Source organism: Streptomyces sp. ActVer (assembly GCF_027270795.1).
Taxonomy (GTDB): Bacteria; Actinomycetota; Actinomycetes; order Streptomycetales; family Streptomycetaceae; genus Streptomyces; species Streptomyces umbrinus_A.
On record NZ_JAPWHT010000441.1, the window covers coordinates 1 to 8,535 of the forward strand.

Genomic DNA, 8,535 nt, shown 5'->3' on the forward strand with positions numbered 1-8,535 from the left:
GCCGCGGCCACCGTTCGCACCGTCCGGCCTGTACACGTGACCGTCACCCGCGCCGCGGCACCGGACGACCCGACGGCGCTCCACCGTGCTTTGGGGCACGAGCTGATCGGATCCCTGCGGCGCTGCATCCGGGCCCGGAGTTCGCAGTTGCTGGTTGATCCTGGCGTCGCCTCCGCCGGCATCGGCTGCAAGGTCTCTGGTGGCCGACGTGGCAATCAGGTTGTGCTGCGGTTCATGCTGAAGGGCAAGGCCGGGCCGGAGGCGTTGGTGGCGCTGGGCGCGACGGCGAATCCCGAGACGATTGCCGTGAAAGGCGTCCGGTGCCGCCAGGGCGTCCGTACGGGATCCAACTCCCGTACGGGCGCTGTGTACGCCATCGACCGGGTCGCCGACAAACCCCATATGGACAGTGCGAAGCCGCCCACTGATTCGGCGGCCCCAACAGGAGTGCGGGCACAATCCAGTCGCGTTGCCGCCGGGCCATGGTCACGTGATGAGAGTCGCGCCGTACATACGAGGACCTCCTGTGCGCCGGCGCTGATCCTCGCTGGTGCCGCCCCGGTTCGCCCACCATACGGCCGACGCCTTCGACCCCGTGGCTCACAAGGAACGCAGTGCCGTCGAGCGGTGCATCGGTCGCCTGAAGCAGTGACGCGGCCCGGCCATGCGCACTGACAGACCTGCGATTGCCTACCGGGCCGCACTCGTTCAGGTCCGCCCCCGCCTGGCAGTGCCGGGCGAGCCCAGATGCGACGACGACGGCGCGACGATCATCCCGACGCGTCAGGCAACGCCTGCTCGGCCGTGTCTCGCGGAACGGGTGGGCGGACCGTGCAGTATCCATCACCTTGCGGTGGGCCGGCGCATGAACGCTGCCTTCCTGATCTCGGGAGAGCAAAGGGGCACCGGTGTCCGGGCTGAGCGTGCGGGCCTGGTGTTTGAACAGGGGACCGAGCCCGCCCTGGGCAAGCTGGACGCCGACACCCACCTCAGCTGGCCCGTACAGCACGGCCTTTCAGCAGGTCAAGAAACACCTACGGGGACCTCTCGGCAAGGCGCGCCCGCACAGGGGCGATGAATGCGGTGAGTGTCTCTGTGGCCTCGTCGCGTGCTCGGTGAGAGTACGCCTGCGTCAACGGCGGTCTGCCGTTCGGAAGGCGGACATCGAATCGATCACGACCGCCGACCCAACCGGTACGGCAACCACCGGATTCTTCCCTGTCGTCAGGAGCAGTCGTACACGAAGCGAATTGTGGCTGTGTGGCGGCTGGGGGAGAGGACGTGCAACTCGGCCTGGGCCCGGTAGCGGCCTTCGCCCCGGAACGTCCACAGCAGATGTACTCGTGCCTTCTTCTGGTCCCCGGGCATCACTTCGCGCAGGACGGCCGAGGTTGTGCCGTCGCTGCGGACCCAGCGGTAGGACAGGGTGCCCGGTCGGCCGTTCGTGGTGATCACTCCGACGATATCCGCCGTGCTGTCGCATTCCACCGTCGTGTTGCGGGTCGTGACGGCCACCCTGTCCACGGCGAAGCCGGTGCCGGAACGCTGCCAGGCGAGGAACGCGATGACCATGAGCAGTACCAGCGCCGGCAGGGCATGTCGGCGCAGACCTCCTCGCGGATGCCGGGTGGGCGTCGGCACGGCGGCGGACAGCTGGGTCCCTGAACGGTGCGAGAGAGCAGCGGTCACACCGGGGCCGAAGCGCAGGACCGTTCCTTCGACACGGTCGGGACGGATCTCCGGCGTGGGCGGTGCCACGGCGGTTCGGTCCCCCTCCGGCGTGGTGTCCTGTTCGGGTCTCTGGAACCAGTGGCTCCCCAGTACGGTGGCGCTGTACTCCGCTTCCGCGTCGGCGTTGTGGTCGGGGGGTGAGGGCCAGGAGCCGTTGCCGGGCGGGGTGGTGCGGTCGTTGGTCGGATTCAACGGATGTCGCACCGCCTCGTCAGGAGCTGCTGTGAGGCGCCGCCGTCGGCGGACGCAGGAGCTGTCGTGGCCTGCACAGCCCAGTAGCAGCCCTTGCCCTGGAACGTGTGGTCGACAGTGAACGTGTACTGCGTGGCGCCACTGCGGTCGAGTGTCTCGGGCGTTCCGTCCGGCGTGCCGAGCTGCCCACTGGTGTCGCCCGTGTACCAGGACACGGCCACGGAGATCGGCCCGGTGCCGTCCGTGGTGATGGAGACGGTGGTCGTACCCGTGGTGGGGCCTGTCTGGCGGAAGCCGGACACGGCGACGTCCTTGACCGCGGGCGCGGTGGGCGCGGTGGGGGTGGGGGACGCGGTCGGCGTGGCCGTCGCTCCGCCGGGTGGCGTGGTCTCTTCCGTCGGGGCCGAGGCCGACGCCGAGGTGCCGTCGGAGGCCGAGCTCTGCGAGCCGGACGGGGAGGGGCCGGTCGACCCGGCGGATGCCGAGGACTCGGCAGGCTCGACCGACGAGGTCGGAGAGGCGGACCCCGACTCCACTCCGGGCTGCGCACTGGTCGTGGCGAACGCTTCGGCCGCCTGGTCGGCCGCCTGGCCGTCGTTCCGCGGCACGCCATACGCCAGAACGATCGCAAGGAGCGCGGCCGCGGCCGACACGAGCACGCCCGGGCGAGTGGGCCGCCACGTGCGGGCCCACCCACCTCCCCCGCCGGCTGCCGGGCGCAGGACGGTGCGGGCGGTGTCCGTAGTGGTCTCCGGGCCGGAGCGGACCGGGGAACGCAGCAGCAACAGCGCCGCGAGTGCGGAGAGCCTGCCGCGGCCACGTTCCTCCCACTCGTGGCCGTACCCGGCGACGGCCGCCGCCTCCAGGTCCGCGACGAACGCCGCGGCGTGCGAGGGCCGTGCCTCGGGCGACTTGGCCAGGCCACGCCGGACCAGTGACCGCACCGCCTCGGGCACATCCTCGGCCGGGACGGGCGAGTCGACGTGCCGCAGCGCGAGTTCGGCGAGGTTGTCGGCCGGGTACGGCTTATGGCCGGTCAGGCACTCGAAGAAGGTGGCTGTTGCCGCGTACACGTCGCCCGCGGGTGAGGCGGGCGCACCGGTCCACTGCTCAGGGGCCATGTAGGCGGGGGTTCCGGCCACTCCGGCGCTCTCACCCGTGGTCACCGCGATGCCGAACTCGACGAGCTTCGACGTGCCGTCGGAACTGACGAGGACGTTCTCCGGCTTGTAGTCGCGGTGGACCACACCGAGCCGGTGGGCGTCGGCCAGGCCGAGCAGGGAGCCCTTGAGGATCACGAGTGCGGCTTCGGGTTCCAGCGGGCTCTGCGCGGTCAGCAGGGAACGGAGGGACACACCGTCCACCAGCTCCATAACGATGGCGGCGCCGTCGGGGCTCTCGACGTACTCGTACAACCCGGTGACATACGGGCTGTTCAGGCCGGCGAGCAGTCGCGCCTCCGCGCGGAAGTCGTGTACGAAGCCAGGCCGGGTGTACAGGGACTCGCTGAGATACTTCACCGCGACCGCGATGCCGGTCCCTTCGTGCACGGCCAGGACGACCCGGCCGCTCGCCCCGGAGCCCAGCTCCAGCGATTCGGTGTAGCCAGGAACTGCCCATGTGTTCATCGGTATCCCCCTCAGGGCCGTCGTGGTGCCGGAGCGTCCATGGACCTGGGAAGCTCCGGGCCACGCGATGGGAGACACATTTTCGGCCATGTCGGTTGCGGTGGAGCAACCCCCGATCGCCGTGTCGGGGCGATCCCTCGGTCGTGGCCTCGGAACCGTGTGCACGAGTCCGACAGCCGCCCTGAGCCCGCACTCGTACGCACGGGCGAACAGCCCCGGGACCGGACCGCAGGACCGTCGCCCGACATCACCGAGTGCCCGCCTCCCCCCGCAGGAAGGAATCAATGCCCTGTGACCGTCCTCGATGAACGGAGCCGCCGCCGCTACGTCCGCCTCACCACGTACCGCAAGAACGGCACGAGCGTCGCTACGCCGGTCTGGCACGCGGTGGACGGCGGCGAGCTGTTCCTCTCGACAAACCCGGACTCCGGGAAGGTCCAGAGGATCTGCAACGACGCTCGTGTCGTCGTCACGGTGTGCAGTGCACGCGGCCGAATCACAGAGGGCACACCGAGCACAGAGGGCACGGCGCGGCTCCTGGATGCCGCAGGAACCGACGAAGTCCGTCCCCCGCACCCTGTTGGCCCGGATCAAACTCACCAGCCGAGTGCCCTTCGTCTTCCACGGCAGCTGGGCCGACCACCTCACCCTGGACCGAGCCATCGCCGCCCACTGTGACGACGACCGGTAGCAGCGCTGCGCCGGTGCCGTCTCTGAGCCGGCGCTGGTCACCGCTCCGTTGGCGACGTGCACGAGCGCGGAAGGCCGTGAAGGTGCCTGCTTCGCTGACGTTCAGCGGGAGTGTGGCGGCCGTGCCGCTGTCCTTCTTGATGATGGCGGCCGCCTCCAGCCCTCCTTGTGGGTTGGTGCCCGGGATGGGGATGGCTCCGTTTTCGCATTTTGACTATCTCGATCGCGGCGGTTCGTCCTGTGCCGGAGCTGGCCGGGACGACGGCGACCTTCATGCTGCTCCCCTGGTGTGTGGTCGTGCGTGTGCTGTGCGAGTTCGTCAATGGGGCTGTGCGGCGGAGTCCGGCAGCAGGAGCCGGGCGAGCCAGGCGGTGCGGGTCCGGCGGGCTGTGGCCGAGATGCGCGCCTGCGGGTACAGGGCGTCGAAGCCGTGGAAGCCGCCCGCCCAGACGTGGAGTTCGGCCTGGCCGCCGGCCGCCCAGATGCGGGTGGCGTAGTCGGTGTCCTCGTCGCGGAAGACTTCGGCGGAGCCGGTGTCGATGTAGGTGGTCGGTAGACCGGAGAGATCGTTGGCCAGTGCGGGTGAGACGTACTCGGGTACCTCCTGGTCGGTGAGGTCACCGAGGACGGCACGCCATCCGAATTCGTTCATCTCGCGGGTCCACACGCCGGGTCCGCCGGAGTACTGGCGGCTGGAGGTGCTGGTGTTGCGGTGGTCGAGCATGGGGCAGATCAGCATCTGCGCGGCGATCGCCGAGGTGCCGAGATCGCGAGCCAGCAGGGTGACGCCGGCGGCGAGACCGCCGCCGGCGCTGGCGCCCGCGACGACGATCCGGGAGGGATCGATGCCCAGTTCGGAGGAGTGTTCCGCGACCCACAGCAGTCCCTGGTAGCAGTCGTCCACCAGGGCGGTACCGGTGGCCTCGGGTGCGAGCCGGTAGTCCACGGAGACTACGACGGCACCGAACTCGTCGAGCCACTCCAGGGGAATGTCGATCTGCGAGAAGCGGTCACCCATGACCATCCCGCCGCCGTGCATCCAGTAGACGCAAGGTGCGGCGCTGGTGCGATCGGCGCTCGCGGGGCTGAAGACCGACAAAGGGATCGGGGCACCGTCCTTGGCCGGCACGGTGACTTCGCGCCGGTCGACCTGCCGGTGGGCGAGGAGGGGCTCGACCGGTGTCGACGGGAGCTGACGCAGTTGCGCGAGCACTTCTGGGCTGAGCTGGGACATGAGGGGCATGTCGGCGAGCAGCTCACGCAGTTCGAGGTCCAAGGCAGGTCGTGTTGTGGCCATGGTCGGGTCCTTTCGTGGGGTGGTTGCGGACGGTCAGGTGAGGGGAGAGCCTGTTCGGGAGGCGCCGAGGCAGCAGGGGCCGGGGGATGGGGCGACCGGGGGTCAGATGGCGGCCTTGCCGCGGATCGGGACGTAGTCCGTGTACTCGGACTCCTTGGCCAGCAGTCCGTCGATCTGCGCCACGATGGCCTGGGCGGCCTCGCCGGCGAAGATCCGGTGGTGGTCCTCCTCGCTGGTCCAGCCCTCGGTGACGTGGACGATGTCGGGGCTGGACGCGGACCGGGAGACGAGGTAGACGACGCAGTGTTCGCTTGCGCCGGGGCTGCCTTCGTTCAGGCCGGTCAGCAGCAGTTCGACCAGTTGGTCGCCCATTGCGGGCTTGGCGGTCAGGGTGGCGTTGAAGCCGTAGTTGGCGATCATGGCTACCTTTTTCTCGGTGAGGGAGTGAGGTGATTCCATTCAACCGAGTTGACCTGCAGAAACGTTAGAACGATGCTCGCTCGCACTTGCACGATCCTCGTGTACACGAGAGTCGCAGCACGGAGTGGTGCTGCAGCGGACGCATCTGCCTTGAAGATCTCCGCATCCTGCCGGCCCGGCATGCCCGCCCTGACTGGACCACCGACATGGCCTCTCCCGCGTGGCTCGGTCACCTCTCCGGATCGCAGTGGACCATCGAGAACAGGCTCTCCTTCGTCCGCGACACCACCTTCGCCGAGGACGCCTCCAAGATCCGCACTGGCCGCGGCCCCGACAACATGGCCACCCTGCGCAACCTGGCGATCAATTCCCTCCACGCCGCCGGGCACCGCAACATCGCCCCCGGCCTCCGTCACGTGTCTTACGAGCCGTCACCCGCCCGCTTGACTCCTGGGGTGAGCGGATTTCATCGGGCCAGCGCATTGCGTGCGGGGCGATCGCGTCGTCGCGGGTGCGGAGCAGTCCCAGGCGCTCGCGGCCGCTCCACGCGTACTTGGCGATGGTGATTTTGGCGCTGCGTGTCAGGGCCATCCGCGGCAGTCTGTACTGCTTGGCCACGACCGGGCCGTCGGCCTGGAGGCCGTAGCCCTCGCGCGCCTGGTTGTGGGCACTGTTTGAACCTGAGCGTTGACCGCTGCCTGCCCTCAGAGTCAGCGAAGCGCCCGACGCACAGACGTGGCGGCTCTCGATGGGAGTGACCCACTCAGCCGGCGTGGCCAGGGACACGGTTGCTGGCGTGTCGACGTGAGGCGTCAGTCGGAACGATGCCTGCGACGCGTGCTCGACGCAGGCCCGCAGGGGGAGTTGACTCCGTGCCGGTCCGTGGCCGCTGGGGAGTTCGCACCCGGCCGGAGAGGAGCGCCTCGGTTGTGTTGTGCAAGTGGATCAAGGTTGAGGGGAAGAGAGAAGCCGCCCGTCCCACGGCTTCCGGGGGCGGGCGGCGAGATGTCTTGAGGCCGGTGGGCCAGCGTGTGGTTACGCGTGGCCGCTGTAGGAGAAACTGCAGTCCGCGTAGTCACCGGCGACGGAGCAGAGCTGGATGGTGACCTTGGTGCCCTCTGTCAGATCTCCGGTGTTCCACGGGCTGAAGTACTCGGCCGAGTGCCCGCGCGTAGTGGCCTTGCGTCCGGTCACCGGGAGGATCATTTTGGCTTCCATGCCACGTCCGTCGGAGAGCTTGTCGAATACGCGGAACGCGTCGCCAGGGTAGCCACTGAGAGGATCGCCGCGCCACTCCATGAGGCCCGCGCTGCGGCCGTTGTTGTAGGCGATGATGCTGAAGGTTCCGTCGGAGTACGACGGGCCCTTCTCGAAAGTCCACGTGGCAGCAGCCGCGTTGCTCGCCCCGAGCGTGAGGGAACTGCCGACAAGGACTGCACAGCCGATCAAAGCTTTCCGTTGGAAGGGCGACGCAGAGCCAAGACTTTGTGGACTCATTGCGCCTTTCCCAGGGACGTCCTGTTCCGGGGCGCCGGCGTACACGCGAACGTACTCAGGCGGGTATACGGGAATGTGGTCGCGCCGGCTGTTCGTCACGTGACAGTGCGGCCCAGGTAGGCGGCGAGACGGTCGAGCGGGCCGGCATCGTCGGGGACCGGCTGTGGCGGAGCGAAGGAACCGGCGGCAGTACGGGGCAGATCGCCGTAGATCTCGCGTACGACGGGCAGTGCCGTCTCAGCGACGTGCTGAACGCTGTCGTAGGGGTGCCCGATGGCCTGGGCCAGGTCCCAGCCGTGGACCAGCATCTCGATCACCAACTGCTCGACGAGCCGTCGCCCGGGAGCGGGCCCGTAGCGCCGCTCGAGCATGCCCGGGCGCCTGAAGGCCGACCGTGCGGCTTGGGACGCGGTACGGAATGCGGCGACATGGTCGTCCCCGAGATGGTCGGCGGTGAAGCCGGAACGGGGAGTTCCGTTGGCCAGGCCGGCCCACAGCAGGTTCTCCCAGACCAGATGGTTGAGGAGGGTGTGAACGTCCCAGTCGGCGCAGGCCGTTGGCCGGTCGAACTGGCCCGGCTCCACCGCGGAGACGAGCCCGCCGACGGCGTCCAGGACTTCGTCACAGGCGTGGAGCACGCCGGTCGGTTCCCACACGTCCTGCCCGACGTCGTACAACTCGGCGAGTTGCGCGGCTCGTGCACCGGGTTCAGGATGCGCCCGCAGGGCCGTCGTCAGCCATCGGCCGGCCGCCGCCATGCTGGGCCGCACGGGCCAGCCGTTGATGATGCACAGCAGCTGCCAGTACCGCTCCGCGTGCGCGTCGGAGGCGACTTCGAGCTGCTCAAGGAGTAGACCCCTGGCCTGCACGTTGTCGACGAGCTCCTTTCCGTCCGGAGCAGCTTGCGTGGGGATCCAGGTCGCCACGATGGCGGTGACGACGGGATCGGCTGCTGGCGAGTCAGGGGCAATTCCTCGCGCCGTCGCTGTCTCCACTCGCCGCAGCCAGTCGTCTGTCGCCTGCTCTGCGTGCCGCAGCGCGCTGTCGTCGTGCTCGCCCGGGTGGTGTTCGGCGGCGTAG

The 8,535-nt window shown here is 69.0% G+C and carries 7 protein-coding genes and 3 pseudogenes; 3 read left to right on the forward strand and 7 right to left on the reverse strand.

Annotated elements, in window-relative coordinates; genetic code table 11:
- Nucleotides 1–1,224 precede the first annotated feature (1,224 nt).
- Both O3Q52_RS43200 and O3Q52_RS43205 read right to left on the reverse strand, forming a co-directional pair.
- Nucleotides 1,225–1,923 (reverse strand): hypothetical protein, encoded by a 699-nt coding sequence (locus O3Q52_RS43200; RefSeq protein WP_269653999.1) that lies wholly within the window; start codon nt 1,921–1,923, stop codon nt 1,225–1,227.
- On the reverse strand, nt 1,920–3,551 hold the full coding sequence (locus O3Q52_RS43205; RefSeq protein ID WP_269654000.1) for a serine/threonine-protein kinase: 1,632 nt from the start codon (nt 3,549–3,551) through the stop codon (nt 1,920–1,922). Before O3Q52_RS43205 ends, O3Q52_RS43200 begins: the two co-directional genes overlap by 4 nt.
- A 291-nt stretch (nt 3,552–3,842) precedes the next feature.
- On the opposite strand from O3Q52_RS43205, the pseudogene O3Q52_RS43210 reads away from it, so the two are divergent.
- Nucleotides 3,843–4,100, forward strand: a pseudogene (locus tag O3Q52_RS43210) (PPOX class F420-dependent oxidoreductase); the annotation flags it as partial.
- Nucleotides 4,093–4,242, forward strand: coding sequence for a hypothetical protein (locus O3Q52_RS43215; protein ID WP_269654005.1), 150 nt, complete (start codon nt 4,093–4,095; stop codon nt 4,240–4,242). The pseudogene O3Q52_RS43210 and the gene O3Q52_RS43215, both read left to right, overlap by 8 nt.
- 318 nt (nt 4,243–4,560) lie before the next feature.
- Here O3Q52_RS43215 and O3Q52_RS43220 read toward each other — a convergent pair whose 3' ends face one another.
- Complete coding sequence (locus O3Q52_RS43220; RefSeq protein WP_269654001.1) at nt 4,561–5,538, reverse strand: alpha/beta hydrolase; 978 nt, start codon at nt 5,536–5,538, stop codon at nt 4,561–4,563.
- A 102-nt stretch (nt 5,539–5,640) separates the two neighbouring features.
- Nucleotides 5,641–5,958 (reverse strand): putative quinol monooxygenase, encoded by a 318-nt coding sequence (locus O3Q52_RS43225; RefSeq protein WP_269654004.1) that lies wholly within the window; start codon nt 5,956–5,958, stop codon nt 5,641–5,643.
- A gap of 248 nt (nt 5,959–6,206) precedes the next feature.
- Between O3Q52_RS43225 and O3Q52_RS43230 the strand changes: the two are divergent.
- A pseudogene (locus tag O3Q52_RS43230) lies at nt 6,207–6,371 on the forward strand (ISAs1 family transposase); the annotation flags it as partial.
- A gap of 34 nt (nt 6,372–6,405) precedes the next feature.
- Here O3Q52_RS43230 and O3Q52_RS43235 read toward each other — a convergent pair.
- The 3 genes and pseudogenes from O3Q52_RS43235 to O3Q52_RS43245 form a co-directional block, all read right to left on the reverse strand.
- Nucleotides 6,406–6,609 (reverse strand): annotated as a pseudogene (locus O3Q52_RS43235) (Ku protein); the annotation flags it as partial.
- 384 nt (nt 6,610–6,993) lie between these two features.
- On the reverse strand, nt 6,994–7,407 hold the full coding sequence (locus tag O3Q52_RS43240; RefSeq protein ID WP_269654002.1) for a hypothetical protein: 414 nt from the start codon (nt 7,405–7,407) through the stop codon (nt 6,994–6,996).
- 143 nt (nt 7,408–7,550) lie between these two features.
- Nucleotides 7,551–8,535 (reverse strand): TIGR03086 family metal-binding protein (locus O3Q52_RS43245; RefSeq protein WP_269654003.1); only part of this gene is annotated, 985 nt, incomplete at its 5' end.